The organism is Variovorax sp. VaC1 (assembly GCF_043658315.1).
Classification (GTDB): Bacteria; Pseudomonadota; Gammaproteobacteria; order Burkholderiales; family Burkholderiaceae_C; genus Variovorax.
Genome location: NZ_JBIGLT010000002.1, coordinates 521037 through 547421, shown reverse-complemented (window position 1 = coordinate 547421; position 26385 = coordinate 521037). Strand labels below are relative to the sequence as shown.

General features: G+C 67.9%; 24 protein-coding genes. 13 read left to right on the top strand and 11 right to left on the bottom strand.

From position 1 onward, the window contains the following. Nucleotides 1-48: 48 nt before the first annotated feature. Nucleotides 49-576: a hypothetical protein gene (locus ACGLHS_RS09590; RefSeq protein ID WP_394479072.1), complete on the top strand. Its 528-nt coding sequence runs from the start codon at nucleotides 49-51 to the stop codon at nucleotides 574-576. Between the two features lie 33 nt (nucleotides 577-609). On the opposite strand, the gene ureG is transcribed toward ACGLHS_RS09590, so the two are convergent. The 3 genes from ureG to ureE all read right to left on the bottom strand — a co-directional run bounded on the left by ureG (nucleotide 610) and on the right by ureE (nucleotide 2946). Next, complete coding sequence (gene ureG / locus ACGLHS_RS09585) at nucleotides 610-1260, bottom strand: urease accessory protein UreG (protein ID WP_093237977.1); 651 nt, start codon at nucleotides 1258-1260, stop codon at nucleotides 610-612. A gap of 15 nt (nucleotides 1261-1275) precedes the next feature. After that, the gene (locus ACGLHS_RS09580; protein WP_394479069.1) at nucleotides 1276-1965 is read right to left on the bottom strand and encodes an urease accessory protein UreF; all 690 of its coding nucleotides are present in this window, start codon (nucleotides 1963-1965) and stop codon (nucleotides 1276-1278) included. A gap of 351 nt (nucleotides 1966-2316) precedes the next feature. Next, the gene (ureE, locus tag ACGLHS_RS09575; RefSeq protein ID WP_394479067.1) at nucleotides 2317-2946 is read right to left on the bottom strand and encodes an urease accessory protein UreE; all 630 of its coding nucleotides are present in this window, start codon (nucleotides 2944-2946) and stop codon (nucleotides 2317-2319) included. A 186-nt stretch (nucleotides 2947-3132) separates the two neighbouring features. Between ureE and ACGLHS_RS09570 the strand changes: the two genes are divergently transcribed. Beyond that, on the top strand, nucleotides 3133-4071 hold the full coding sequence (locus tag ACGLHS_RS09570; protein WP_394479065.1) for a helix-turn-helix domain-containing protein: 939 nt from the start codon (nucleotides 3133-3135) through the stop codon (nucleotides 4069-4071). A 169-nt stretch (nucleotides 4072-4240) separates the two neighbouring features. Then, nucleotides 4241-5641 carry an amidase gene (locus ACGLHS_RS09565; protein ID WP_394479063.1) on the top strand — a complete coding sequence of 467 codons (1401 nt, stop codon included), beginning with the start codon at nucleotides 4241-4243 and terminating at the stop codon, nucleotides 5639-5641. Nucleotides 5642-5669: 28 nt separating this feature from the next. Here the strand turns inward: ACGLHS_RS09565 and ureC are convergent, their stop codons facing one another. Genes ureC through ACGLHS_RS09545 form a run of 4 tightly spaced genes read right to left on the bottom strand, consistent with a single transcriptional unit; the run spans nucleotide 5670 to nucleotide 8639 of the window. Beyond that, entirely contained in the window at nucleotides 5670-7388 is a 1719-nt protein-coding gene (gene ureC / locus ACGLHS_RS09560; protein WP_394479061.1) for an urease subunit alpha, read from the bottom strand. A 3-nt stretch (nucleotides 7389-7391) separates the two neighbouring features. Next, on the bottom strand, nucleotides 7392-7697 hold the full coding sequence (locus ACGLHS_RS09555) for an urease subunit beta (protein ID WP_394479058.1): 306 nt from the start codon (nucleotides 7695-7697) through the stop codon (nucleotides 7392-7394). Between the two features lie 7 nt (nucleotides 7698-7704). Beyond that, a complete protein-coding gene (locus ACGLHS_RS09550; protein ID WP_394479056.1) occupies nucleotides 7705-8307 on the bottom strand; it encodes a HupE/UreJ family protein in 603 nt (200 codons plus the stop codon). Between the two features lie 29 nt (nucleotides 8308-8336). Next, entirely contained in the window at nucleotides 8337-8639 is a 303-nt protein-coding gene (locus tag ACGLHS_RS09545; protein ID WP_056512745.1) for an urease subunit gamma, read from the bottom strand. Nucleotides 8640-8743: 104 nt separating this feature from the next. Here ACGLHS_RS09545 and ACGLHS_RS09540 point away from each other — a divergent pair, with 104 nt between their 5' ends. The 3 genes from ACGLHS_RS09540 (at nucleotide 8744) to ACGLHS_RS09530 (ending at nucleotide 14229) form a co-directional block, all read left to right on the top strand. Beyond that, entirely contained in the window at nucleotides 8744-12406 is a 3663-nt protein-coding gene (locus ACGLHS_RS09540) for an ATP-binding protein (RefSeq protein ID WP_394479053.1), read from the top strand. A gap of 20 nt (nucleotides 12407-12426) precedes the next feature. Continuing rightward, nucleotides 12427-13431: a response regulator transcription factor gene (locus ACGLHS_RS09535; RefSeq protein WP_394479884.1), complete on the top strand. Its 1005-nt coding sequence runs from the start codon at nucleotides 12427-12429 to the stop codon at nucleotides 13429-13431. A 141-nt stretch (nucleotides 13432-13572) separates the two neighbouring features. Beyond that, the gene (locus ACGLHS_RS09530) at nucleotides 13573-14229 is read left to right on the top strand and encodes a hypothetical protein (RefSeq protein ID WP_394479051.1); all 657 of its coding nucleotides are present in this window, start codon (nucleotides 13573-13575) and stop codon (nucleotides 14227-14229) included. Nucleotides 14230-14253: 24 nt separating this feature from the next. Here ACGLHS_RS09530 and ACGLHS_RS09525 read toward each other — a convergent pair whose 3' ends face one another. Further along, nucleotides 14254-15174, bottom strand: a complete 921-nt coding sequence (locus tag ACGLHS_RS09525) for a LysR substrate-binding domain-containing protein (RefSeq protein ID WP_093237993.1) — start codon at nucleotides 15172-15174, stop codon at nucleotides 14254-14256. A 96-nt stretch (nucleotides 15175-15270) separates the two neighbouring features. Between ACGLHS_RS09525 and ACGLHS_RS09520 the strand changes: the two genes are divergently transcribed. Both ACGLHS_RS09520 and ACGLHS_RS09515 read left to right on the top strand, forming a co-directional pair. Next, nucleotides 15271-16500 (top strand): pyridoxal-phosphate dependent enzyme, encoded by a 1230-nt coding sequence (locus ACGLHS_RS09520; RefSeq protein WP_394479048.1) that lies wholly within the window; start codon nucleotides 15271-15273, stop codon nucleotides 16498-16500. A 17-nt stretch (nucleotides 16501-16517) separates the two neighbouring features. Next, a complete protein-coding gene (locus tag ACGLHS_RS09515; RefSeq protein ID WP_394479046.1) occupies nucleotides 16518-17501 on the top strand; it encodes a Bug family tripartite tricarboxylate transporter substrate binding protein in 984 nt (327 codons plus the stop codon). A 39-nt stretch (nucleotides 17502-17540) separates the two neighbouring features. Here ACGLHS_RS09515 and ACGLHS_RS09510 read toward each other — a convergent pair whose 3' ends face one another. Further along, the gene (locus tag ACGLHS_RS09510) at nucleotides 17541-18167 is read right to left on the bottom strand and encodes a transcriptional regulator (protein WP_093237998.1); all 627 of its coding nucleotides are present in this window, start codon (nucleotides 18165-18167) and stop codon (nucleotides 17541-17543) included. Nucleotides 18168-18257: 90 nt separating this feature from the next. Here ACGLHS_RS09510 and ACGLHS_RS09505 point away from each other — a divergent pair, with 90 nt between their 5' ends. After that, nucleotides 18258-19406 carry a pyridoxal-phosphate dependent enzyme gene (locus tag ACGLHS_RS09505; RefSeq protein WP_394479043.1) on the top strand — a complete coding sequence of 383 codons (1149 nt, stop codon included), beginning with the start codon at nucleotides 18258-18260 and terminating at the stop codon, nucleotides 19404-19406. A 12-nt stretch (nucleotides 19407-19418) separates the two neighbouring features. On the opposite strand, the gene ACGLHS_RS09500 is transcribed toward ACGLHS_RS09505, so the two are convergent. Next, complete coding sequence (locus tag ACGLHS_RS09500; protein WP_394479041.1) at nucleotides 19419-20405, bottom strand: ornithine cyclodeaminase family protein; 987 nt, start codon at nucleotides 20403-20405, stop codon at nucleotides 19419-19421. 60 nt (nucleotides 20406-20465) lie between these two features. Continuing rightward, on the bottom strand, nucleotides 20466-20774 hold the full coding sequence (locus tag ACGLHS_RS09495; protein ID WP_394479039.1) for a hypothetical protein: 309 nt from the start codon (nucleotides 20772-20774) through the stop codon (nucleotides 20466-20468). A gap of 195 nt (nucleotides 20775-20969) precedes the next feature. Here ACGLHS_RS09495 and secA point away from each other — a divergent pair, with 195 nt between their 5' ends. Genes secA through ACGLHS_RS09475 form a run of 4 tightly spaced genes read left to right on the top strand, consistent with a single transcriptional unit; the run spans nucleotide 20970 to nucleotide 26346 of the window. Beyond that, entirely contained in the window at nucleotides 20970-23756 is a 2787-nt protein-coding gene (gene secA, locus ACGLHS_RS09490) for a preprotein translocase subunit SecA (protein WP_394479037.1), read from the top strand. Nucleotides 23757-23786: 30 nt separating this feature from the next. After that, entirely contained in the window at nucleotides 23787-25016 is a 1230-nt protein-coding gene (gene argJ / locus ACGLHS_RS09485) for a bifunctional glutamate N-acetyltransferase/amino-acid acetyltransferase ArgJ (protein WP_394479035.1), read from the top strand. Continuing rightward, the gene (locus ACGLHS_RS09480) at nucleotides 25013-25888 is read left to right on the top strand and encodes an ATP-binding protein (protein WP_394479033.1); all 876 of its coding nucleotides are present in this window, start codon (nucleotides 25013-25015) and stop codon (nucleotides 25886-25888) included. The genes argJ and ACGLHS_RS09480 overlap by 4 nt, the downstream gene beginning before the upstream one ends. Beyond that, nucleotides 25885-26346 carry a (deoxy)nucleoside triphosphate pyrophosphohydrolase gene (locus ACGLHS_RS09475; RefSeq protein WP_394479031.1) on the top strand — a complete coding sequence of 154 codons (462 nt, stop codon included), beginning with the start codon at nucleotides 25885-25887 and terminating at the stop codon, nucleotides 26344-26346. The genes ACGLHS_RS09480 and ACGLHS_RS09475 overlap by 4 nt, the downstream gene beginning before the upstream one ends. The last annotated feature ends 39 nt before the right edge of the window (nucleotides 26347-26385 follow it).

The following is a 26385-nucleotide window of genomic DNA, read 5'->3' as shown; positions in this document are numbered from 1 at the left end:
AACTCCGCGTCATACTCGCGGTCCCACGGTGCCGCTGCCTATCTCCCGATGCCTCACGTGCGATTCATAGCCTTCCTGACCCTTCCGCGGGCGCTTGCCGCCAGCGTCGCCGTTCTTGCCGCTGGTGCATTGCATGCGCAGGCCCTGCCACCGGGCGTGCGCCTGGGCATGACGGCCGATGAGCTGCGGGCCGTGTTGCCCGCGGCGGAACACGTGCAACGGCCGCAGCGCCTGTCCGGTGGCCTGCTCGGCAGCTGGCGCGCGGCGCCGGTCACGATGGCCGGGCTGGTGTTCGAGCCGACCTTCTTCTTTGCGGCTTCCGAGCTGCGGCGCGTGGAGTACGTGGCGACCGCGCAGGCGTTGCCCGACAGCGGCGCCGCAGCCTTCGCGGCGATCGTGCAATGGGGGCGCGGCGTGTTCGGCAACGAACTGGCGTCACGCGATCCGGGCAGCGCCTATGCGGCCTGGGTCAGCAACGACACCGATGTCTACGTGCAGCAGGTCAGCGACCCGCGCCACGCGAGCGTTCGGCTGGTCTACAAGGCGCGGCAGCTGCGGGACGGCAGCGAGCTCTGAGCGCCTGTTTCTGCGCCTGCTGAAGCCCCGGCCTCAGCCAGCGGTGAGCATGCCCCGCTGCTCGATGAACGCCACCACCTCGGCCACGCCCGTGTGCGTCTTGAGGTTCGTCATCACATAGGGGCGCTGGCGCCGCATGCGCTGCGTGTCCTGTTCCATCACGTCGAGGTTGGCGCCCACGTAGGGTGCGAGGTCGGTCTTGTTGATGACGAACAGGTCGCTCTTGGTGATGCCGGGGCCGCCCTTGCGCGGAATCTTCTCGCCGGCGGCCACGTCGATCACGTAGATCGTGAGGTCCGACAGCTCGGGGCTGAAGGTGGCCGCGAGGTTGTCGCCACCCGACTCGACGAACACGACGTCGGCATCGGGAAAGTCTTCGAGCATGCGGTCGATGGCCTCGAGGTTGATCGAGGCGTCTTCGCGGATCGCGGTGTGCGGGCAGCCGCCGGTTTCCACGCCCATGATGCGTTCGGCGGGCAATGCGCCGGCCACGGTCAGCAGGCGCTGGTCTTCCTTGGTGTAGATGTCGTTGGTGATCGCGACCAGGTCGTACTTGTCGCGCATCGCCTTGCAGAGCATTTCGAGCAGCGTGGTCTTGCCCGAGCCGACCGGGCCGCCGATACCCACGCGAAGGGGAGGAAGCCTCTTGGTACGGCGGGGGATGTGGTGCAGTGCGGAGGTCATGGAGAAGTGTCCGGTTCAGCTTCGGAAGAGGCGGGAATATTGTGTTTCATGGCGGGCCGACAACACGGCCAGCAGGGGCGCGAAGGCCTGGCGTTCGTCGTCGCCGAGGTTCATGGCGCGCGTCACGGCGGCGGGGATGTCGTGCGCCAGTTGGCCGAGGATGCGCTGGCCCGCGCTCTGGCCGAGCGGCACGGCTTTGACGGCGGCTGCGATCATGTTCTCGGCCCAGCCGAAGGCAAAGGCCAGGCAGCCATCGTGCACCGTCGCGCCGGTGCGGCTGACGGCGAAGGCGAAGGCCACGGGATAGGTCGCGGGCAGGTTCGCGAAGACCTCGGCCGTGTCGGCATGGTGCAGCTTGAGCCACTCGACGAAGGAGCGGCCCATCTGTTCGGTCTGCAGGAAGAACTCGGCAGACTCGCGCGTGACCATCACCCATTCGTTGAGTGCGCGGACGCGCGCTATGTCGCTGGCGCGCCAGGCGGCGATGGCCTGCGCCACCAGGGCGAGGTCGCCGCGCGCGAAGCTCAGGTGCAGTTGGTCGGTCAGCCATTCGGTGGCCTTGGCTTCCGAATCGATGCCGGCCCATTCGACTGCGGCCTCTACGCCTTCGGAGTACGAGAAGCCGCCGACGGGCAGGGCGGGGGAGGCGAGCCAGATGAGTTGAAGCAGGCTGCTGGCGCTGTGTGCGTTGGCTGGGTCGGCCATGTCAGCTCTTTGCCATGCGTTGTGTGGCGGGGTGCTCTTGTTCGGGGCGAGTGCACAGGACACCGGGTACTCCCCTCCGCGAATGTCCCCCGGCTCCGCCTCCTCCTTTATTTCGCTGCGGGGAGCACCCGGTGCCCTGCGCACAAGAGGCGCTGTCGTTGCGCTGGCCGATCAACAACTGCACTGCCCAACGATCACGCTGGCGGGGTGCCTTGCGCAGCGAAATAAAGGAGGAGGCCGCAGGCCGGGGGACATTCGCGGAGCAAGGTACCCCGTCGGCGTGGTCGAGCCCCGAACGACCCCATCCAGGCACAACGCGGCGAACCGAAAGGCAAGGCCTCATCTCAGTGCTCAGTGAGAGTGCCCGTGGTGGTCGTGATCGTGGTCATGACCATGCGAATGCTCATGCGCGTCGAGCAGCTCCGGTGCAAGCACGAGCGGCTTCGGTCCCTTGCTGCTGGCATGCGCGTGGCCATGGTCGTGCGAGTGGTCATGGCTGTGGCCGCCACCACCATGCGAATGCTCATGCGATCCATAGGCGCCGCCTTCGGGCTCGAAGGCCTCCTCGACCGCCACCACGATCAGGTGCATCGAGCGCAGCATGTCGGCCAGCACATGGTCGGGTTCGATCTTCAGGTGGTCGGGCTTCAGCTCGATCGGCACATGCCGGTTGCCCAGGTGATAGGCCGCGCGCGTCAGGTCGAAGGGCGTGCCGTGGGCCGTGCAATGCGTGATGCGAAGCACCGGCTGCGGTGCCGCGATGACGCGGATCAGCGAGCCGTCTTCGGCCACCAGCACGTCGCCGCCACGCACCGCCGTGCCGCGCGGCAGGAAGATGCCGATCTGCCGGCCCTGCGAGTCGGTGGCGTCGAAGCGGCTTTTCTGGCGGACGTCCCAGTCGAGTTCGATCGTGGCGGCGCGCTTGAGCAGAACGGGCGCAAGGCCGCGGCCCTGGGGCATGAGTTTGTTGGCGGTGAGCATGGCGGGTTGCAACTCCAGATGAGTGCGCGCAATATAACTTTTGCTGATACGGGCCGCGCGGCGCGGTCGAGGGACAACGTGGGAATGGACGATAGGCGCGATGCGCCAAAGCTTCTTTCTCCGTAGCAAGTACCGGGCCCCGCCGAGGGCTTGCCTCCACGCTCCATCCGCCCCAGCATCTGCGCCATGAACAGCCTGGCCTACCTGACGACCGACGTCGCCACCGCGCTGCGTTTCGACTACTGGCACGACGTCGTGTGCCGCCACTGCATTCCCGCGGCCAGCCGCGCGATGACGCCCGGACCGTTCGAAGGGCGGCTCGACGTGTGCGATGTGGGCGCGGTCAGCGTCAACCGCATGTCGGCGCCGCTGCACTATTGGTCGCGCGACGCGCACCACCTGCGCCGGCATCCGCTGGACGACTTGTGGCTGGCGTTCGTCCAGGCGGGTGAAGGCGCCTTCGAGCAAGGCGGGCGGCAGGGGCGGCTGCGCAGTGGCGACATGCTGCTCTACGACGCCGGCCGGCCGTTCGAATGCACGATGGACGCGCGCTCGGTCTACCTGGCGCGCATGCCGCGCCGGCTGCTGTTGCAGCGCTTCGCGAAGGCCGAGGACTTCACCGCGCGCGTCATTGCTGCGGACCATCCCGGTGCGACGCCGCTGCATGCGATGCTGCGGGAAACAGCGAACCCGGCGTTTGCGTACCCACGCGCCGCTGCGGCCGAGCGCTTCGGCGGCGCTCTCATCGACCTGCTGGCCGTGACGCTCGAACTCCAGCAGGACGCCACCGGCAATGCCGGCGCCGAGCTTGGCCTGCATGCGCGCATGAAGGCCTACATCGAGCGCAACCTGGACGACCCGGCGCTCTCGCTCGAAGGTTTGGCGCAGGCGCACCGTGTCTCGGCTCGCACCGTGACCCGGGCGTTTGCGCGACACGGCGAGACGGCCATGGGCGCGGTCTGGCAGGCGCGCCTTGCGGCCAGCCGCGATGTGCTGGCAGGCGGGCGCGCGCGCAGCGTGACCGACGTTGCGTTCCAGCACGGGTTTTCCGACCTGTCGCATTTCAGCCGGGTCTTCCGCAAGGCCTATGGCTGCGCGCCGCACACGCTCCTGAAAGCGCGCTGACCGGCGGGGGCTGTCCGCCCCAGCACAGGTGCATGTCCGGGAGAGACCAGCGTGGATCGACCTGCGTGGATAAGGTTCGCCCGGGGTGGCGGCTTCTTTCCGCCACCGTGATTCGGCCTTTTTTTCTCAACCCAACGCATGCGGGTGCATTGCGCCCCGGGAGTCAGTCATGGCGGACAAGGAATTGCATCATCTCGAACTGCTGGACGTCGGCCGGCAGATCCAGTCGCGCGAGCGATCGTCGGAGGAAGTCACGCGCGCGATGCTCGCGCGCATCGAGGCCGTCGACGGCCGGCTGCACAGCTACGCGACGCGCATGGACGCGCAGGCGCTCGACGATGCGCGCCGCGCCGACACCGAGATCGCGGCCGGCCGCGCGCGCGGTCCGCTGCACGGCGTGCCGCTGGCCGTGAAAGACCTGCTCTGGACCGAAGGCGTGCCGAGCGCGCATGGCACGACGATCCATCAGTCCTTCCGCCCGACGGAAGACGCGACCGTGGTTCGCCGCCTGCGCGAGGCCGGCGCGGTAATCCTTGGCAAGCTGCAGCAGACCGAAGGCGCCTTTGCCGATCACCATCCGCAGATCGCGTCGCCGGTCAACCCGTGGGATGCCGCGCTCTGGCCCGGCGTGTCGTCCAGTGGCTCGGGCGTGGCCACCGCGGCGGGCCTGTGCTTCGGCGCGCTGGGCACCGACACCGGCGGGTCGATCCGCTTTCCATCGGCGGCCAATGGCATCACCGGCCTCAAGCCGACGTGGGGGCGGGTGAGCCGGCACGGTGCCTTCGAGCTGGCGGCCTCGCTCGACCACATCGGCCCGATGACGCGCAGCGCGGCTGACGCGGGCGCGATGCTGGCAGCCATCGCCGGCGCCGATCCGCGCGACCCGACGGCCAGCACGCAGCCGGTGCCCGACTACCTCGCGACGATGACGCGCGGCCTGGCCGGCCTGCGCGTCGGCATCGACCCCGGCTGGACGCTGGACCGTGTGGACGCACCGACGCGCGCCACGCTGGCGGCTGCGATCCGCACGGTCGAATCGCTGGGCGCCTCGGTGCGCGAGGTGGTGTTTCCCGACACGACGCAGGCGGTGCTCGACTGGTCGCCGCTGTGCGCTGTCGAGACGGCTGTGGCCCACGAGGCCACGTACCCGGCGCGGCGTGCCGAGTACGGCCCGGGCTTGTCGGGGCTGATCGACCTCGGCCTGTCGCAAAGCGCCACCGACTACCAGAAGCTGCTGCTGCGCCGCGCCGATTTCAGCGGTCGCGTGCGCGCGTTTTTCGAGCAGGTCGACCTGCTGCTGATTCCGGCCATTCCCTTCGCGGCGCCGACACTCGAGCGCGCCGGCCAGCTCGGCGTAGACCCGGAGCTGCTGGCCGGCATGCTGCGCTACACCTGCCCATTCGATCTCACGGGCAGCCCCACGCTCACCTTGCCGGGCGGCGCCACCGAGGCCGGCGTGCCGGTGGCCTTCCAGTTCGTGGCCCCGCACTTCGGCGAAGACCTGCTGGTGCGCGCGGGCTGGGCGTTCCAGCGGGCGACCGACTGGCATCGCCGGCATCCCGCGGTGTGAATCGCTGCTGTGGCCGGCGCGGCTTTCTTCAGAACAGGAAGTAGCGCTGCGCCATCGGCAGCAGCTTCGCCGGCTCGCAGGTCAGCAAATGCCCGTCGGCACGCACCGCATAGGTCTGCGCATCGATCTCCATCTTCGGCGTGTAGCCGTTGTAGATCAGGTCTTTCTTGCGCACGTTGCGGATGTTCTTTACCGCGCTGAGGTGCTTGGCTAAACCGTAGCGCTCCTTGATGCCCGACGCCAGCCCGGCCTGCGAGACGAAGGTCAGCGAGCTCCTGGCGAGCGAGCCGCCGTAGGCACCGAACATCGGGCGGAAGTGCACCGGCTGCGGCGTCGGGATCGACGCGTTCGGGTCGCCCATCGCGGCCATCGCGATGGTGCCGCCCTTGAGGATGGTGAAGGGCTTCACGCCGAAGAAGGCCGGCTTCCAGATCACGATGTCGGCCCACTTGCCGACTTCGAGCGAGCCTACTTCATGTGCGATGCCGTGCGCGATGGCGGGGTTGATCGTGTACTTGGCGACGAAGCGCTTGGCGCGGAAGTTGTCGTTGCGCTCGTTGTCTTCCGGCAGCTTGCCGCGCTGCAGCTTCATCTTGTGCGCGGTCTGCCAGGTGCGGATGATGACCTCGCCCACGCGGCCCATGGCCTGGCTATCGGAGCTGAACATGCTGATCGCGCCCAGGTCGTGCAGCACGTCTTCGGCGGCGATGGTTTCCTTGCGGATGCGCGACTCGGCAAAGGCCAGGTCTTCGGCGATGCCGGCGTCCAGGTGGTGGCACACCATGAGCATGTCGACGTGCTCGTCGAGCGTGTTCACGGTGTAGGGCATCGTGGGGTTGGTGGAAGAGGGCAGGAAGTTCGCCTCGCCCACCACGCGCAGGATGTCGGGCGCATGGCCGCCACCCGCGCCTTCGGTGTGGAACGCACAGATCGAGCGGCCGCCCACGGCGGCGATGGTGTTCTCGACGAAGCCCGATTCGTTGAGCGTGTCGCTGTGAATGGCCACCTGCGTGTCGGTGGCGTCCGCCACGTCCAGGCAGTTGCTGATGGCCGCGGGCGTGGTGCCCCAGTCTTCGTGCAGCTTCAGGCCGATGACGCCGGCCTCGATCTGCTCGTGCAGCGCGTGCGGCAGGCTGGCGTTGCCCTTGCCGAGAAAACCCAGGTTCATCGGAAACGCATCGGCCGCCTGCAGCATGCGCTCGATGTGCCAGGGGCCAGGCGTCGATGTGGTCGCGAAGGTGCCGGTGGCGGGGCCGGTGCCGCCGCCGAGCATGGTGGTGACGCCGGACGACAACGCCTCTTCGATCTGCTGCGGGCAGATGAAGTGGATGTGGCTGTCGATGCCGCCCGCGGTGACGATGTTGCCTTCGCAGCTGATGATCTCGGTGCCGGGGCCGATGACGATGTCCACGCCCGGTTGCACATCGGGGTTGCCGGCCTTGCCGATGGCGGCGATGCGGCCGTCCTTCAGGCCGATGTCGGCCTTGACGATGCCCCAGTGATCGAGGATGAGTGCGTTGGTCAGCACCGTGTCGACGGCGCCTTGCGCACGCGTTTGCTGCGACTGCGCCATGCCGTCGCGGATGGTCTTGCCGCCGCCGAACTTCACTTCTTCGCCGTAGCCGCCTGCGCGCAGCGTGTAGTCGGCCTCCACTTCGATCAGCAGTTCGGTGTCCGCAAGACGGATGCGGTCGCCCACCGTGGGGCCGAAGATTTCTGCGTAGGCGCGTCGCCCGATGGTGGCCATGCTTTAGAGCTTTCCTTGAACGAGGCCGCGAAAGCCGTACACGATGCGATCGCCTGAAAAATCGACCAGCTCGACCGTGCGCTGCTGGCCCGGCTCGAAGCGCACGGCGGCGCCCGATGCGATGTTCAGCCGCATGCCGCGCGCGGCCTCGCGGTCGAAGCCGAGGGCACCGTTGGTCTCGGCGAAGTGATAGTGCGAGCCGACCTGGATCGGCCGGTCGGCGGTGTTCTGCACCACCAGCGTGAGGGTGCGGCGGCCGGGGTTGAGCATGTGCTCGCCGTCGTCGGTGAAGAGTTCGCCGGGCGTCATGGCCGCCTCAGATGGCCTGTGCCAGCAGCGTGGCGCCCAGGCCGACCACGGCGGCACCGGCAATGCGCGGCAGCCATGCGTTGGCATGGCGCAGCGCCCAGCCGATGGCGATGCCCGCGGCGTGCAGCAGCACGGTGGCGCAGACCATGCCGGCCAGCGTGAGGCCAGCGCCTTCCTCGCTCGCAAGTTCGTGGCCGTGTGCCACGCCGTGGAACACCGCGAACACGCCGACGATCGCCATCGCGACGACGGCCGGCAGATGAATGCGCGTGGCCACCAGCAGGCCCAGCACCAGCAGCGAGGCCGCGATCATCGGCTCGACGGCTGGCAGCTGCACGCCGGCCAGGCCCATCAGCGCGCCCGCGAGCAGCATGCCGGCGAAGGCCAGCGGTGCCCACAGAAGATCGGGCCACGCGCGGCGCGCGGCCAGTGCGCTCCAGAGACCGACCGCGACCATGGCCGCGAGGTGATCGGCGCCGGTCAGTGGATGCAGGAAGCCGGTGGTGAAGCCGTGGTGCAGGCCGCCATCGACGCCGGTGTGGGCGCTGGCCGCGAGCGGCAGCAGCATGGCAAGCAGTGCAAGGGTCTTGGAAGCAGCGGTGTGGCGCATGGGAGGTCTCTCTTGATTGTTCTGGCGTGTCAGACGATGGGCTGGTGGACGGTGACCAGCTTGGTCCCGTCGGGAAAGGTGGCTTCGATCTGGATGTCCGGGATCATCTCGGCGATGCCGTCCATCACGTCGGCGCGGGTCAACACCGAGCGCCCGTCGCTCATGAGTTCGGCGACGCTCTTGCCGTCGCGGGCGCCTTCCATCACGGCGGCGGAAATCAGGGCGATGGCTTCGGGGTAGTTGAGCTTCAGGCCGCGCGCCTTGCGGCGTTCCGCCAGCAGCGCCGCGGTGAAGATCAGCAGCTTGTCTTTTTCGCGCGGGGTCAGTTCCATGGGATCGGCATCGGGTGGCGGAGGGAGACGGGCATTATGGGCAAGCAGGCTTCTTTGCAACAGTCGTGCCCTGTTCGCCAAAAGTCGTACGGATGGCACGAAAGATGCACCGAAACGGTGTGAATCCCGCTGACACCTCCGCCACCCCCGACGACGCGCCCCAGCGCATCGTCAAGGTGCGCCGCGACTACAACAGCTGGGTCGCCAGCGAAACGCTCGAAGACTATGCCCTGCGCTACACGCCGCAGCGCTTTCGCAAATGGTCCGAATGGCGGGTGGCCAACACGGCTTTCGGGGCGGCTTCGTTCCTCGTGCTGGAGGCGGTGGGCGCCACGCTGCTGGTGCAGTACGGCTTTGCGAACGCCTTCTGGGCGATCCTCGCGACGGGGCTCATTATCTTCCTGGCGGGGCTGCCGATCAGCGTGTACGCGGCGCGCTACGGCGTCGACATGGACCTGCTCACGCGCGGCGCCGGCTTCGGCTACATCGGCTCGACGCTCACCTCGCTGATCTACGCGAGCTTCACCTTCATCTTCTTCGCGCTCGAAGCCGCGGTGATGGCCTATGCGCTGGAGCTGGCGCTGGGCATTCCGCCGGTCTGGGGCTATCTGGTGTGCGCGCTGGTGGTGATTCCGCTGGTCACGCACGGGGTGTCGGTCATCAGCCGGTTGCAGTTGTGGACGCAGCCGCTGTGGTTGCTGATGCTGGTGGTGCCTTTCATCTATGTGTTGGTGCGCGATCCTGGTGCATTTGCGGGCATCGCGCACTACAACGGGGTCAAGCCGGGCACGAAGGGGTTCGATCTGCACCTGTTTGGCGCCGCCCTGACGGTCGGCATCGCGCTGATCACCCAGATGGGCGAGCAGGCCGACTACCTGCGTTTCATGCCCGCGCGCACGGCCGCCACGGCGCGTCGCTGGTGGGCCGGTGTGCTGGCCGGCGGGCCGGGGTGGGTGGTGCTGGGCGTGTTCAAGATGCTGGGTGGCGCGCTGCTGGCTTACCTGGCGATCTCGCACATGGTGCCGGCCGAGCGCGCGGTCGACCCGAACCAGATGTACCTGGCGGCCTACGAGTACGTGTTCCCGAACTACGGCTGGGCGGTGGCGGCCACCGCGCTGTTCGTGGTGATCTCGCAGCTGAAGATCAACGTGACGAATGCCTACGCGGGCTCGCTGGCCTGGAGCAATTTCTTCTCGCGCGTGGCGCACAGCCATCCGGGGCGCGTGGTGTGGGTGGTGTTCAACGCGCTGATCGCCTTCATGCTGATGGAGATGAACGTGTTCGAGGCGCTGGGCGACGTGCTCGGCCTGTTCGCCAACATCGCCATCGCCTGGATGATGGCCGTGGTGGCCGATCTGGTCATCAACAAGCCGCTGGGGCTGTCGCCGCCGGGCATCGAGTTCAAGCGCGCGCACCTGTGGGACATCAACCCGGTGGGCGTGGGCGCGATGGCGCTGGCCTCGGTGCTGTCGATCACCGCGCACCTGGGCGTATTCGGGCCGCTGGCGCAGTCTTTCTCGGCGCTGATCGCGCTCGGCACGGCGCTGGTGGCGTCGCCGCTGCTGGCGTGGGCGACCGGTGGCAAGTACTACCTGGCGCGCACCTCGTCGGGGCCGAGCGGTGCCGTGCTGTTCGCGCCGGCCGCCGGCTCGCGCGCGGTACGGTGGGCGCGGGTCGAGCGCGATGAGGGCGTCGGCAGTGACGACAGGGACAGCGAAGAAGGCAGCTATCGGCGCCTCAAAGTGCAGCACTGCGTGATCTGCGAGCGCGAGTACGAAGGGCCCGACATGGCGCATTGCCCGGCCTACCAGGGCGCGATCTGCTCGCTGTGCTGCACGCTCGATGCGCGCTGCGGCGACCTGTGCAAGCCGCACGCGAGCCTGTCGGCACAATGGTCGGCCGTGCTGCGCTGGCTGCTGCCGCGCCGCAGCTGGCGCTACCTCGACACCGGGCTCGGGCACTTCCTGCTGCTGATGCTGGTCATCGTGCCACTGCTGGCCGTGGTGTTCGGCGTGCTCTACCAGCAGGAGCTGCGCGCGCTGGCCGAAAGCGCGCTGACGCTCGCGTCGCAGACGGGCGCGTCCGAAGCCTGGGCGAACGTGCAGCAGTCGTCGCTGCGCTCGGGTTTCATGAAGGCCTACATGGCGCTGCTGGTCATCGCGGGCATCGTGGCCTGGTGGCTGGTGCTGGCGCACCAGAGCCGCAAGGTGGCGCAGGAAGAATCGAACCGCCAGACCCACCTGCTGGTGCGCGAGATCGAGCTGCACCGCGAGACCGACCGCGCGCTGCAGGCGGCCAAGCAGACCGCCGACGAAGCCCGCGAGATCGCGGAACACGCCAAGCTCGCGGCGGAGCAGGCCAAGCAAGCCGCCGACCAGGCCAACCAGGCCAAGAGCCGCTACATCAGCGCCATCAGCCACGAGCTGCGCACGCCGCTCAACAGCATCCTGGGCTATGCGCAACTGATGGGCGAAGACCATTCCGTGCCGCCGCATCGCCAGCAGGCGGTGGCCGTCATCAAGCGCGGCGGCGAGCATCTGCTGTCGCTCATCGAAGGCACGCTAGCCATTGCGCACATCGAGGCTGGCAAGCTCACGCTGCACGCGCAGCCGATGCGCTTTGCCGACACGCTGCGCGAGCTGGCCGACATGTTCGAGCTGCAGGCGGCCGAAAAAGGCCTGCAGTTCCGCTTCGAGGCCGCGGGGCCGTTGCCCGAGGTGGTGCGCGCCGACGAAAAGCGCGTGTGCCAGATCCTCATCAACCTGCTGGGCAACGCGATCAAGTTCACGGCGGCGGGGCAGGTCACGCTGCGGCTGGCCTATGCGCGCGAGTTCGCCTCGGTGGAGATCGAAGACACCGGCCCTGGCATGCCGGCGGAAGACATCGAGCGCATCTTCGAGCCCTTCGCGCGCGGCAATGCGGCGGGGGCGCCCGGCGCATCGGCGGCGCCGGGCGCGGGGCTCGGGCTCACCATCGCCAAGATGCTGACCGACCTGATGGGCGGCGAGATGAAGGTACGCAGCACGCCGGGCGTGGGCTCGCTCTTCTGCGTGCGCCTGTTCCTGCCGCGCGTGCATGACATCGCCGTCGCCGCCAACCGGCCTGCGCCGGTGCAGCGCGCGCGACGCGGCTACGAAGGCGTGCGCCGACGTCTACTGGTGGTCGACAACGAAGAGGCCGATCGCGACCTGCTCGGCCATGTGCTCGCGCCGCTGGGCTTCGAGCTGCGCAGCGCGGCCAGCGGGCACGATGCGCTCGACCTCATCGCCGCCGGCTACCGGCCCGACGCGATGTTCGTCGACCTCGCCATGCCGGGCATCGATGGCTGGGAAACCATCCGCCGCGCACGCAAGCTGGGGCTGGGCGATGCCGCGGTGGCCATCGTCTCGGCCAACGCCTTCGACAAGGGGCTCGACAACGACGTGGGCATCGTGCCCGAAGACTTCTTCGTCAAGCCGGTGCGCCACAGCGAGCTGCTCGACTGGCTCGAACGCCGGCTGGGCCTTCAATGGACCGAGGCCGCCGCCAAGCCCGCACCTGCTGTCGTGGCGCCGCGTGCCATGCGGGCGCCTTCGCTGCCCCGGCTGCGCGCGCTCGAAGAGGCGGTGAGCCTCGGCTACTTCCGCGGCATCATGAACCAGCTCGACGACATCGACGCCGCGCAACCCGAGTGCGTGGCGTGGACCGAAGCCCAGCGCGTGCTGGCCCGCCAGTTCCAGTTCGAAGCCATGAGCCGCGCGCTCGCCGAAGCCGTGAGCGCGCCATGAACCCCACGACACCCCCGACCATGGAAACATCGCCGCTTGCCCGAACGTTGCGTGAGCAGGGCGCCAACAGCGACCTCGTGCTGATCGTCGACGACGTGCCCGACAACCTCGCGGTGCTGCACGACGCGCTCGACGAATCGGGCTACACCGTGCTCATTGCCACCAGCGGCGAACAGGCGCTGCAGCGCGCCGCGCAGGCCCGCCTCGACATCGTGCTGCTCGACGCGATGATGCCGGGCATCGACGGCTTCGAGGTCGCGCGCCGGCTCAAGGCCGATGCCGCGACGGCGCACATTCCCATCGTGTTCATGACCGGCCTGACCGAGACCGAGCACCTCGTGGCCGCGCTGGAGGCAGGCGGCGTTGACTACGTCACCAAGCCCATCAAGCCGAAGGAAGTGCTGGCGCGCATGAACGTGCACCTGCAGGGCGCGCGCCGTGCGCGGCAAGACGCGCAGCAGGCCGGCCAGGCCCGCAACGCGCTCGACGCCTTCGGCTACGCGAGCATCACCGTGCGGCTGCCCGAGGGGCGGCTGATCTGGCAGACGGCGCTGGCGCGCGACCTGCTGCAGCGCTACTGCGAAACGCGCGCACCCGAAACGCCGCCGGCCGTGCTCGACTGGTTGCGCAGCCACACACCCGATGCGCGGCAGCGCGGCATCGAGCCGCCTGCACTGTCGATCGCGCAGGGCGCCAGCAGCCTCACCTTGCGGCTGCACCAGCAGACCAGCAGCGACGACGACGGCGACGAGTGGATGATCATCATGCGCGAGGTGTCCGACACCGGCGTGATCGAGGCCATGAGCCTGAGCCTGAAGCTCACGGCGCGCGAGGCCGAGGTGCTGTACTGGGTGGTCAAGGGCAAGACCAACAAGGACATCGGCGAGATCCTGGGCAGCAGCCCGGCCACCGCCAAGAAGCACCTGGAGCGGGTGTACGTGAAGCTGGGTGTCGAGACGCGCACGGCGGCGGCGGGCGTGGCCATCAAGCGCATCCGCGAGCTGCAGCCCCAGTTCGAGATCTGAGCCCGCTTCGCTCGCTTTTCAGTGCCGGCGCGGCGTCACGGCGCCGACTTTCCGCATCCCTAGAATGGTTCGAGGGCCTTTGGGACGCACGAGATGAAGAGCAGGCACAGAACAACAACCCGACCGCCATGCCTCGGCTGGATGCTTGCCGCTTCCTGCTCGCTCGCCAGCCTGGGTGCGCAGGCGGCGGGGCATTTCGACGTCGACGATGCCGGCACGCTCGACCCCGGCCAGTGCCAGTACGAAACCTGGTGGGGCCGCACGGGCACCGAGCCGGTCACGGGTTTTCACATCGGGCCGGCCTGCCGGGTCGGGCCGGTCGAGCTGGGCCTGAACTTCGACCGGCTCTCGGTCGAGGGTGTTCACACGGTCACCGGCGGCCCGCAGATCAAATGGAATTTCCTGGGGCAGGCGGCGGACGCGCCCTTCAGCGCGGCCGTGTCGATGAGCACCGTGTCCGACCTGCGGCGCGGCGGCCGCATGGGCGGGCAGTTCGTCGTGCCGCTGACATGGCGCCCGACCAGCAGCCTGCAGGTGCATGCCAACGTCGGTGCCGACTGGGCGCTGGGCACCGGCGTGCGCACGCCGCGCGGGGGCGTCGCCGTCGAGTGGGCGTGGAACGACACCGTGTCGCTGATCGCGGAACGCAGCAAGGCGGCGGGCGTGTGGACTTCGCGCATCGGCGGCCGCTTCAGCATCACGCCGCTGATCAGCGTGGATGTCAGCGCATCGCACAGCGGGCCACGGGGCGTGCGGGGCTTCGTGATCGGGCTGAATCACGAATTCACGTGGAAGTGAAAACAGCGAAGGGCGGTGGGGCCTTCAGCGCAGGTAGCGCTGTATCCGCTTCTCGTCCTCGGCCAGCTGCTGCCGCATGAGCGAGATGAAGTCGCGCGCCGTGGCCGACAGCACCTTGCCCGCCGGCAGGGCCAGCAGGCAGGTGAAGGACACGTCGATCGAGAAGCGGCGCACCACGAGCCCACGCTCGGCGTAGTCGAGTGCGGTGATGGGGTTGACCAGGCCCACACCGAGCCCGCGCAACGCCATCTCGCACACGCTGGCCGCGTAGGGCGTCTGCACCAGCACGCGCAACGCCACGCCGTACGGGGCGAGCGCGGCCTCCAGCCGCTGGTGCGAAGGGTCTTCGGGGTTGAGCGAAAGAAAGGGCGCTTCTGCCAGCTGCTCCGGCTTGATGGTCTTGAAGCGCGCCAGCGCATGGCCCTCGGGCATGACGACCACCCCCGGAAAGCGCGAGAAGGTCGAGTGGTCGATGCCTTCGAGCGACAGCTCGTCGGCCATCAGCCCGAAGTCTGAAATGCCCATGGCCACGCGGTCGCGCACGTCTTTCGAGCTGAGCACCTGCAGCGACACCTGCGGCCAGGGGCTCGCGCCGCGGTGCGCCTTGAGCCTTGCCAGTGCGCGCGGCATGAAGCCCAGGCCATAGGCCGGAAAGCAGCTCAGCTCCAGCTGGCTGACGCCGAAGTCGCGCAGGCTGCGCACGCGGTGCTCGATGGCGTCCATGCCGATGAACACGCGCTCGACCTCGATCCACAGCGCGCGCGCCTCGGGCGTAGGCACCAGCCGCCCGCCGGTGCGCTGGAACAGCAGCATGCCGGCCTGCGCTTCGAGGCGCTTGAGCGACTGGCTGATGGCGGGTTGCGTCACATGCAGCAACGCCGCGGCCTTGCGGGTGGAACTGCCGCGCATGAGGGCGCGGAAAGTCTCGATTTCTGTGAACCGCATCGATAAGCTTATTTATCGGTTGAGTATCTGGGGCTGCGTAATTTTATTTCCGAATGCATAAGATTTAGGCAACAACTTTCAACGCATGACCTTGTGATGACATCGCCAGTCCTGGACTTCAAGTTCACCGCGCCGCCCGCGGATTCTTTGGCTCATTCTTCTTCTGGCAATCACATGGCCATCGTCCGCGACCGAACGCCGAAGCCCCCGCGCAACCCGCATCTGCGCGGCCTGCAGTGCCTGCGATGCGATGCGCTCTATCCGATCACGCTGACGCACGACGGCTGCCCGGCCTGCAAGCGCGCGGGCTTTCATGTTGCGCTGCGCGCCAGCTATCTGCCCGATGCCCCCGATGCGATGCCGATGCCCTACGGGCCCGGCTTCACGCTCGGGGAGGGCCACACACCGCTGCAGGACATGCCCGCGCTGGCGCAGCGCTTCGGCGTGGCGCGCCTGGGCCTGAAGGACGAATCGTGCAACCCCACCGGCTCCCACAAGGACCGCATGACCGCCGTGGGCGTGGCGCAGGCGCTGGACTTCGATGCCCACACGCTGGTGCTCGCCTCGTCGGGCAACGCGGCGGTGTCGGCGGCGCACTACGCGTGGGCCGCTGGCCTGGGTTGCGAGGTGGCCACCTATGAAGGCATGCCCGCCACCTATGCGCGGCAGCTCGATGCGCTCGGCGCTCGGCGCTATGTCTTCGCCGACAACGCAGGCCGCTGGGCCTTCGTGCGCGAGCGCTCGCAGTACCCCGGCTATTTCGCGCTGACCAACTACCGCCTGCCCGCGCTGGGCAGTGCGCCACTCGCGATCGAGGGCTACAAGCCCATCGCACTTGAATGCCTGAACGACGGCGGGCTGCCGGACCACATCGTGATCCCGACCGCGCGCGGCGACCTCGCCTGGGGCATCTATGCGGGCTTTCGCGACCTGCTGGCCGCGGGGCGCATCGCGCGCCTGCCCAGGCTCTGGCTGGTGGAGCCCTTCGCGCGCCTGTCGCGCGTGCTGGCGGGCGGCGCGCTCAATGGCAGCTACCCGGGCCACACGGCGCAGTTTTCGACGGCAGGTGCCACCGTGACGTACCTGCAATGGCAGGCCGCCACCGCCACGGGCGGCGGTGCGGTGGTCGTGGGCGACGACGAAGCCCGCGCGGCCCGGCAGGTGCTTGCCGGTGCAGGCGTCAGTGCCGAACTGTGCGCGGCGGCCGGGCTGGCCGCGCTGCAGCAGCTGCGCGACAGCAGCGCCATCGCGGCCGATGCGCACGTGGTGCTGATGCTGACCGCCAATGCGTCGAGCGATCCGAGCTGGCCCGACCGCCCCGTTTAAACCTCCAGGAATCTTCCATGCCGACGATGCATCGCCGGGCCTTTCTGGCCGCCGGCTCTACAGCCCTGCTCACTGCAACCGGAACCGCATGGGCGGCCTACCCCGACCGGCCCATCAAGCTCGTCGTGCCCTGGGCCGCGGGCGGCAGCACCGACGCGATTGCGCGGGCAATGGCGCAACGCATGAGCCAGACCATCGGCAGCCCGGTGATCGTGGACAACCGGCCCGGCGCCGCCGGCATGATCGGCACCGACGCCGCCGCCAAGGCCGCGCCCGATGGCTACACCATCGCCATCGTCGAACTGCCGCACGCGATTGCGCCGGCCGTGACCGCCAAGCTGCCCTACGACTTGCTGCGCGACTTCACGCCGGTGACCATGATCGGCACTTCGCCGCTGGTGTTCTTCGCGGGCATGGACGACGACAGCAAGGACTTCAAGACCTTCATCAAGACCGCCGCCACGAAGTCGGCGCCGCCCGCCATCGCCCACAGCGGCGCAGGCACCGTGAGCCACCTCGCGGCCGAGCTGCTGGCGAGCCGCACGAAGATCCGCTTCAACATGGTCCCGTACCGGGGCTCGGCGCCGGCACTCACCGATGTGGCGGCGGGCACGGTGGCGGGGCACTTCGCGACGCTGGCCAGCGGCTCGAGCCTGCTGGGCGCCAACCGCATCCGGCCGCTGCTGGTGACGAGCACGCAGCGCGTGACGAACATTCCCGGCCTGCAGAACGTGCCCGCGCTCGCCGAGAACGGGCTCAAGGGACTGGAGATCGACCAGTGGTGGGCCATGGTCGCGCCGGCCACCACGCCGCTCGACGTGATCGAGAAGCTGCGCCGCGAGGCCATCGCCGCGCTGGACCATCCGCAGGTGAAGGAGCGCCTGTCGGTGCTGGGCGTGCAGATGAAGGGCTCGACGCCGGGCGAACTGCGCGCCTTCCTGCGCTCGGAGGCCGAGCGCTGGCAGAAGGCCGCGCACGAGATCGGGCTGCAGCCCCAGTAGCGGGCGCCGCCGCAAGAAGAGGCGCAGAGGCGCGGACGTCTACTTGGCGTCGCTGTAGACCGTGGCGCGCGACACGCCCATGTGCGCCGCGGCAATCTCGGCGCCGCGCCGCACTTCCAGCAGGCCGGCCTTCTTCAGCTCCTGCACCAACTGCTTGCGGTCGACGGGCTTGAGCGAGCGCGGCGTGGTCGCGCGCGCAGCCGCGAATTCGTCGATGCGCGCATGGATGCGGTCCGAGGGGTTGCCGCCCGCATCGAGGTGCTCGTGCACTTCCTTGTCGTCGATGCGCGTGAACTGCGAGATCGCCCCCTGGAAGCTCTGGAACAGCGTCAGGTCGACGTTGAGGCACAGCGCGGCCACGTACTCGCCGTTCTCGTCCTTGATGCCGATGGAGGTGCTCTTGACCTTGCGCCCGTCGGGAAAGGTGTTGGCGTAGTTCGCGATCACCGCCGGGAATTCGGGGTCGCGGATGCGCGCCAGCCCGAGCTCGGTCACCGACTGGCCCACCTCGCGTCCGCTCAGGCTGTTCTCGATCGCGTAGATCGCGTTCTTCGGATTGCTCAGATCGTGCACCACGACTTCGCAGAACGGCGCGAAGGTTTCGCCCAGGCCTTCGGCCACGTGGCCGAGCATTTCCAGCAGCTGCTTGTTCGACTTCTTTTTCATGCCCGGAATGTATCCAGCTCTGGACGAAGCATCCAATTTGTACAAAACGTACAATATCGGACGTATTGTCCAAATTCCATGGAGCCGCGAATGACCACGAAAGAACGCGCACGCTATGTCGACCCGCTCACCAGCCGGCATCACGAACTCTCTGAACGCCGCTGGCGCTCGGACGACGGCAACCCGATGATGGTGACGCCGCTGCCCGGCATCACGCGGGACGACATCGACACGCGCGAGCGCTCGGTGTGGCGCTACCGGGCGGCGCTGCCGGTGGTGATCGAGCGGCCGTCGAGCCTGGGCGAGGGCTGCACGCCGCTCGTGCAGAAGCGCTGGGGCGAGTTGTCGCCTTACTTCAAGCTCGAATGGTTCAACCCGACCTGCAGCTTCAAGGACCGCGGCGCGGCCGTGATGATGTCTTTCTTGCGCCAGATCGGCGTCGATGCGGTGCTGGAAGACAGCTCGGGCAACGGCGGTGCCGCCATCGCTGCAGCCGGCGCGGCGGCCGGCATGCGGGTCAAGGTGCTTGCGCCCAGCTACACGCCGGCGCCCAAGGTGGCGCAGATCCGCGCGTTCGGTGCCGAGGTGCAATTGGTGCCGGGGCCGCGCGAGGAGTCGGAATACGAGGCGGTGCGCCAGTCGGAATCGATCTTCTACGCCAGCCACAACTGGCATCCGTTCTTCCTGCAGGGCACGAAGACGCTGGCGTACGAACTGTGGGAAGACCTGGGCTTCGCCGCGCCCGACAACGTGGTCATTCCGGCGGGCGCGGGCAGCAATGTGCTGGGCTGCCACATCGGCTTCAACGAGCTGCTGGCGGCGGGGCAGATCGCGAAGCTGCCGCGCATCTTCGTGGCGCAGCCGCTGAACTGCTCGCCGATCGATGCCAGCTTCATCGCGGGCGTCGACGCGCTGGTGGAGCGGGCTGTGAAGCCGACGATCGCCGAAGGCACGGCCATCAAGCGGCCCGTGCGCCTGCGGGAAATACTTCAGGCGCTGCGCGAGACGAACGGCCGGACGGTGGCACTGACCGAAGAACAGATCGCAGCCGCCGTGCGCAGGCTGGCGGCCACCGGCCTCTATGCCGAACCGACCTCCGCCACCGCGGCGGCCGCCATCGAGGTGCTGGCGCAGCGCGGCGATATCCGGTCGAGCGAAACCACGGTGGCGTTGCTGACGGGCACCGGGCTGAAGTCGACGCAGTTCATGACCGAGCTGTTCGGCGGCACGCCCGCCTGAACGGCTCGGGCCCTACCAGGGCCACGCGATGCGGGTGCCCGTGCCGGTGGCGGCGGCGCGCTCGTGCAGCAGGCGCGCGACGGTCAAGTCCTGCAGCGCGAGGCCGGTCATGTCGAACACGGTGATGTCGGCAGGCGCGCGCTCGAAGGGCGTCTTGCCGGTCAGCAGGTCGCCCAGTTCGATGGACGGCGTGTCGGGCGCCCATTGGGTCTCGCCGATCTGCTGCGCCTGGGGGCGGTCATCGACGACAAGGCGAACGCGTGGCAGCAGGCCTTCGGGCAGCTCGCGCTTGCCCCGGGTGTCGGCGCCGACGCAGTTCAGGTGCGTGCCCGGTTGCACGGCCTGCAGGTCGAACAGTGCGCCGCCGCCCGGGGTGGCGGTGATCACGATGTCGCTTTGCGCGACGGCCGCGTTGCGGTCGCTGGCGGGCGCGATGTGGCAGCGCTGCGCGAAGTGGGCCTCGAAGGCGGCGTTGCGCTGGCCGCTCGTGCCGACATAAAGAACCTCGCGCAGCGATGGGAGCAGGCGCAGCACGAAGTCGAGCTGGATGCGCGCCTGCACGCCGGTGCCGAAGATGCACAGCCGCGTGCTGTCCGGCCGCGCGAGCTGCTGAAGGCCGAGCCCGCCCGCCGCACCGGTGCGCACGGTGGTGACCGTGTTGCCATCGATCACGCACAGCGGCCGGCCGGTGGCGGGGTCGATCAGCAGGATCGTCGCCTGGTGCGGCTCGCCACCGCGCTGCCGGTTGGCGGGCCAGAAGCCGGCGGCCTTGAAGCCGAGCAGCCCCTGCGCCTGCACGTCGCCCGACTTGATGCCGAACACGCCGCCGGTGGACAGCGGCTCTCGCACCACCGGGAAGACGCGGCCCTCGCGCTCGCTGTGCAGCACGAAAGCCTCGCGCACGGCCTGGAGCACGTCGTCGGGGGAAAGGAGGGTGTCGACCTGGTGCTTGTCGAGCATCAGGAGTTGGGCGTCGGCGGGTGCCGTGAGAGATGTCATCTGGAAATATTATCCATCTTCAGACGAATCATCAATTTCTGGCGGCCGATGCCGCAGGCCTCAACGCCCCGTGTGCACCTTGATCCGGATGGTCGACACGTCCCAGCCCTTGTTCTTGAGCCGCGTCACCAGCATCGGCGTGAGCTGGCGCAGCTTGGCGGCCGCGGCGCTGCCCTTGACCAGCAGGCACCAGACGTCGCCCTCGGCCGGTCCGGCCTGGATGGCGGCACGCATGGCGGGCGGAATCAGTCCTTCCACCGCCTTCAGCCGGTCCGAGGCATCGCGTGCGCGCGCCATCAGGCTTCCCAGGGTGGGCGAGCCTTCGGCAGCTTGCTGCAGCGAGATGGGCGGGGGCGTGCGGCGATACATGGGTAATCCAGGGGTTAGAAACAAGACAGCTAAAATGCCCGGTTTGCCGGCGTTCGCGCCGGAAAAATGGGCCGCTCGCCTGCGGATTTGATTTCAAAACTTGATTTCAAAGGTGGCGCGCCCAACTGCTTTCACCATATCTTAGGGAATCCGGTCGAAGTGCCTGTCGCGTCAGGTGCCCGCCCATCTCCACCCATGGCAACCAACTTCCTGACCCAGATTTTCGGCAGTCGCAACGATCGGCTGCTCAAGCAGTATCGCAAGACGGTGGAACGCATCAATGCGCTCGAACCCGAGTTCGAGAAGCTCAGCGACGACGCACTGCGCGCCAAGACGCAGGAGTTCAAGGACCGCGTGGCCAAGGGCGAATCGCTCGACGCCCTGTTGCCGGAAGCCTTTGCAACGGTGCGCGAGGGTTCCAAGCGCGTCATGAAGATGCGTCATTTCGACGTACAGATGCTCGGCGGCATGGCGCTGCACAACGGCAAGATCTCCGAAATGCGCACCGGCGAAGGCAAGACGCTGACCGCCACGCTGCCGGTGTACCTGAATGCGCTGTCCGGCAAGGGCGTGCACGTGGTCACGGTGAACGACTACCTCGCCAGCCGCGATGCCCGCTGGATGGGCCGGCTGTACAACTTCCTGGGCCTGTCGGTGGGCATCAACCTGCCGCAGATGCCGCGCGAAGAAAAGCAGGAAGCCTACGGCAGCGACATCACCTACGGCACGAACAACGAATACGGCTTCGACTACCTGCGCGACAACATGGTCTACGAGCCCGGCGACCGGGTTCAGCGCGGCCTGAACTTCGCCATCGTCGACGAAGTGGACTCGATCCTGATCGACGAGGCCCGCACGCCGCTGATCATCAGCGGCCAGGCCGAAGACCACACCGACCTCTACCTGGCCATCAACAAGGTGGTGCCGCTGCTGACCAAGCAGGAAGGCGAAGCCGACCCGCGCACGGGCGAAGGCGTCACGGTGCCCGGCGACTTCACGGTCGACGAGAAGACGCACCAGGTGTTTCTGACCGAAGACGGCCACGAGAACGCCGAGCGCATCCTGGGCGAGTTCAAGCTGCTGCCCGAAGGCGCCTCGCTCTACGACCCGGCCAACATCACGCTGATGCATCACCTGAATGCAGCGCTGCGTGCCCGCCACCTGTACCACCGCGACCAGCACTACGTGGTGCAGCAGGGCGAAGTGGTGATCGTCGACGAATTCACCGGCCGCCTGATGAGTGGCCGTCGCTGGAGCGATGGCCTGCACCAGGCCGTGGAAGCCAAGGAAGGCGTGGAAATTCAGGCCGAGAACCAGACGCTGGCCTCGATCACCTTCCAGAACTACTTCCGCCTTTACGCCAAGCTGGCCGGCATGACCGGCACGGCCGACACCGAGGCCTACGAATTCCAGGAAATCTACGGTCTCGAGACCACGATCATTCCGCCGAACCGCATCAGCAAGCGCGAAGACCAGCTCGACCGCGTCTACAAGACGACGCGCGAGAAGTACGAAGCGGCCATTCAAGACATCCGCGAGTGCTACGAGCGCGGCCAGCCGGTGCTGGTGGGCACTTCGTCCATCGAGAACTCCGAAATCATCGACGGCCTGCTGACGCAGGCGGGCCTGCCGCACCAGGTGCTCAACGCCAAGCAGCACGCACGCGAAGCCGATATCGTGGCGCAGGCCGGCCGGACCAAGATGATCACCATCGCGACCAACATGGCCGGTCGCGGTACCGACATCGTGCTGGGCGGCAACATCGAGAAGGTGATGGAGGCGATCGAAGCCGACGAATCGCTCGACGCCGCGGCCAAAGAGGCCGAGATCGCGCGCATCCGCGCCGAGTGGACCAAGGACCATGAATTCGTCAAGTCGCTCGGCGGCCTGCGCATCATCGCCACCGAACGCCACGAATCGCGCCGCATCGACAACCAGCTGCGCGGCCGTTCGGGCCGCCAGGGCGACCCGGGCTCCTCGCGCTTCTACCTGAGCCTGGACGATCCGCTGATGCGCATCTTCGCCGGCGACCGCGTGAAGGCGATCATGGACCGCCTGAAGATGCCCGATGGCGAGGCCATCGAAGCCGGCATCGTCACGCGCAGCATCGAGAGCGCGCAGCGGAAGGTCGAGGCGCGCAACTTCGACATCCGCAAGCAGCTGCTCGAATACGACGACGTGTCGAACGACCAGCGCAAGGTGATCTACCAGCAGCGCAACGACATCCTCGACGCGGCCGACCTCACGGCGCAGATCGCGGCGCTGCGCGAAGGCTGCTTCATGGACCTGGTGCGCCAGTACGTGCCGGCCGAATCGGTCGAAGAGCAGTGGGACCTGAACGGCCTCGAGAAGAGCCTCTTTGCCGAGTGGGGCCTGGACATGCCGCTCAAGAAGGAGGTCGAGGCCTCCGACGCCATCTCCGACGAGGACGTGCTCGAGAAGGTGGTCAAGGCCGCCAACGAGACCTTCGACGCCAAGCTGGCGCTGATCGGCCAGGAAAACTTCACGCAGTTCGAGCGCATGGTCCTGCTGCAGAGCATCGACACGCACTGGCGCGAACACCTGGCCTCGCTCGACTACCTGCGCCAGGGCATCCACCTGCGCGGCTATGCGCAGAAGCAGCCCAAGCAGGAATACAAGCGCGAAGCCTTCGAGCTGTTCGGCCAGTTGCTCGACTCGGTCAAGAACGAAGTCACGCGCCAGCTCATGACGGTGCGCGTGCAGTCGGGCGAGCAGCTCGAAGAAGCCGCCGAAGCCCTCGAGAGCCGCGGCGAGAACGTCGCCAACATCACCTACACGGCGCCCACCGAAACGGGCGAGGTCGAAGTGCGTGTCGACGAAGAAAGCCAGCGTCGCCTCGCGGGCGCCGGTGCGGGCGCGCTGAGTGCCGAGGCCCTGGCCTTCGCGCGCGTGGGCCGCAACGACCCCTGCCCCTGCGGCAGCGGCAAGAAGTACAAGCAATGCCACGGCAAGTTGAGCTGAAGTCCAGAACCTTTCATTGAGAGAAATTCCATGCCCGTGAACCTGTCCGCCCCCGATCCCGCCGCCTTGTTCGCGGTGCCCGGCGTCCGCATCGGCGTGGCCGAAGCGGGCGTGCGCAAGGCCAATCGCAAGGACCTGACGGTCGTGCTGATCGATGAAGGCTCGGCGGTCGGCGGCGTGTTCACGCAGAACCGTTTCTGCGCGGCACCGGTGCAGGTGTGCCGCGACCATCTGGCGGCCAACTTCGGCATTCGCGCGATGGTCATCAACACCGGCAATGCGAATGCCGGCACGGGCGAAGACGGGCTGATGCGCACGCGTTCCACCTGCATCGCACTGGCGCGCAAGCTGGAGATCGCGCCCGAGCAGATCCTGCCGTTCTCGACTGGCGTGATCATGGAGCCGCTACCTGTCGATCGCATCGAAGCCGGCCTGCCGGCCGCGCTGGCCGACGCCTCGGAAAATCATTGGGCCCGTGCCGCCGAAGGCATCATGACCACCGACACGATCCCGAAGGCGTTCAGCCAGCAGGCGAAGGTCGGCGGTGCCACCGTCACCATCACCGGCATCAGCAAGGGCGCCGGCATGATCCGCCCGAACATGGCGACCATGCTCGGCTTCATGGCGACCGACGCGAAGATCGATCCGTCGCTGATCCAGCCGCTGGTCAAGCTGCTGGCCGATGCCTCGTTCAACCGTGTGACCATCGACGGCGACACCTCGACCAACGATTCGTTCGTGGTCATCGCGACGCAGAAGGCGGCGCACGCCACCATCACCTCGCTCGACTCGGCCGACGGCCAGGCGCTCGTGGCGGCCATGCAGAACGTGGCCCGTCAACTGGCGCAAGCCATCGTGCGTGATGGCGAAGGCGCGACCAAGTTCATCACCATCCAGGTCGAAGGCGGCCGCGATGCGGCCGAGTGCAAGCAGGTGGCTTATGCCGTGGCGCATTCGCCGCTGGTCAAGACCGCGTTCTTCGCCAGCGACCCGAACCTGGGACGCATCCTGGCGGCCGTCGGCTATGCCGGCATCGCCGACCTCGACCAGACCGGCATCGACCTGTTCCTCGACGACGTTCATGTGGCCGTCAAGGGTGGGCGCAACCCGTCGTACCGCGAGGAAGACGGCCAGCGCGTGATGAAGCAGAGCGAAATCACGGTGCGCATCGGCCTGGGCCGCGGCAAGGCCAGCGAAACGGTGTGGACCTGCGACCTGAGCCACGACTACGTGACCATCAACGCCGATTACAGGTCATGAACGAGCAGTTCCAGAAGCTGATCGAGCGCGCCGAACAGCTCATTACCCGCATCGAATCGATCCTGCCGCAGCCCCTGGTGGCGCCGGCCGACTGGAACGCATCCATCGCGTGGCGTTACCGCCGCCGCAACTCGGGCCACGGCGTGCTGGAGCCCGTGAAGCACGTGGCCGTGATGGCGCTCGATTCGCTCAAGGAAATCGACGTCCAGAAGGAAAAGATCGAGCGCAACACGCGCCAGTTCGTCGAAGGCAAGCCGGCCAACAACGTGCTGCTGACGGGTGCACGCGGCACGGGCAAGTCATCGTTGATCCGCGCTTGCCTGCAGGCTTATGCGCCGCAGGGCCTGCGCCTGATCGAAGTCGACAAGGCCGAGCTGACCGACCTGCCGGACATCGTCGAAGTGGTCTCGCAGCGCCCCGAGAAGTTCATCGTCTTCAGCGACGACCTGAGCTTCGACGAGGGCGAGCCGGGCTACAAGGCGCTCAAGTCGATCCTCGACGGATCGATTGCCGCATCGACGCCCAACGTGCTGATCTACGCGACCAGCAACCGGCGCCACCTGCTGCCCGAGTACATGAAGGACAACCTCACGTACAAGCACACCGACGATGGCGAAGTGCACCCGGGTGAGGTGATCGAGGAAAAGATCTCGCTGTCGGAGCGCTTCGGCCTCTGGGTGAGCTTCTATCCCTTCAGCCAGAACGAATACCTGACGATCGTGGGCCAGTGGCTCTCGTCGTTCGGCGTCGATGCGGCCGCCATCGCGGCGGCGCGGCCCGAGGCGCTGGTCTGGGCACTCGAGCGCGGCTCGCGCAGCGGCCGCGTGGCCTACCAGTTCGCACGCGACTACGCAGGGCGGGCCACCGCGTGAGCGAGCCGCAGGAAGCGCAAGGCCGCAAGCACACCGAGGTCGCGGTCGGCGTGCTGATCCGCCTGGCCGACGACGCGCTGCTGCTCTCGACCCGGCCCGAAGGCAAGGCCTACGCGGGCTACTGGGAGTTTCCCGGCGGCAAGATCGAAGCGGGCGAGACGGTCGAGCAGGCCTTGCGGCGCGAGCTGCAGGAAGAACTCGGCATCACCATCGAAGACGCCGAGGTCTGGAAGGTCACGGAGCACGACTACCCGCACGCGCTGGTGCGCCTGCACTGGTGCAAGGTCACGGCCTGGACCGGCGAGTTCGAGATGCGCGAAGGCCAGGCGATGGCGTGGCAGCACCTGCCGCTCGACGTCGCGCCCGTGCTGCCCGGCGCCCTGCCGGTGCTGGAGTGGCTGGTCCAGGAGCGCGGTCTGCCCGCGTCCGCGGCGCAGGCCGTTTCGACGCTCGCGTAGCGGTTCGCGGTAAGAAGCCGCGGGCCCGCAGACAACAGA